Source organism: Kaistella sp. CFF1-2, from assembly GCF_059509915.1.
This window is the reverse complement of sequence record NZ_JCAKLF010000026.1, coordinates 1-896: the sequence shown is the minus strand read 5'-3', so window position 1 is coordinate 896 and position 896 is coordinate 1. Positions and strand designations below refer to the sequence as shown.

The window sequence follows — 896 nt, the reverse complement described above, 5'->3', positions numbered from 1 at the left end:
TTCTCATTGGTAGGGCGTTCCCAAGGAGAGTAGGGATGCGTGAAATAGACCTGAACCTTTGTTTTCTTGGTAAATAATTTATGTTCAGACATCTCCGTTCCATTATCATAAGTAAGAGTTTTACGCATCGTCTTGGGAAGCTTTAAAAACTCCTTCTCAAAGGCTTTTCTTACCGTTTCTGCTAACTTATTCTTCAATGGAACAAGTATAATCGTTCGTGTGGTTCTTTCTACCAAGGTTCCTAGACAAGATTTGTGATCTTTACCGATGATTAAATCACCTTCCCAATGTCCTGAAATCTCTCTGCCCAAAACCTCTTCAGGACGCTCATCTATAGAAACTCTATCCTTGATTTTTGGCTCCAATACGGCTCTAGTCTTTATGTTCCCTCTACTTTTACGTTCTTGTCTAAGCTGAGAAATAAGCTCCTTTTTCAATCCGTTTTTACAGTGAAGATAAATGTATAAATAAATGGTCTCGTGAGATACGTTCATGCTTTTATTGTTTGGGTAAAGTCGTTTCAAAGTAACTGATATTTGGTCGGGTGACCAACGTAATCCCAACTTTTCATGTACAAAGTCTCGAAGTTCTTTATTGCTATTGATTTTATCCTTCCACCATTTTCTATCTGAGGTTCGAAGTAAAGCACGATGATCGGCCACATCTGCGTAATAATCTCGGTGTGCATACCTGTTCCTCTTAAGTTCTCGTGTGATGGTAGATTTGCTTCTTCCTAATTTCTCGGCAATTTTTGAAGGTGAATATTTAAGATCACGAAACTCCTGAATTTTTACTCTTTCAACTAGGGATAATCTCTTGTATTTTTTCATTGCTACAAACGTATAAAATTGTGTTAATTTTTTTAACATTTGTTGCACTAGATTTCTGAACCGGCG

General features: G+C 37.3%; 1 protein-coding gene. It reads right to left on the bottom strand.

Features of this window, described 5'->3' with window-relative positions:
• On the bottom strand, positions 1-830 hold an 830-nt coding region (locus tag AC5XHR_RS13750; protein WP_495951350.1), incomplete at its 3' end, for an IS30 family transposase.
• Between the last annotated feature and the right edge of the window lie 66 nt (positions 831-896).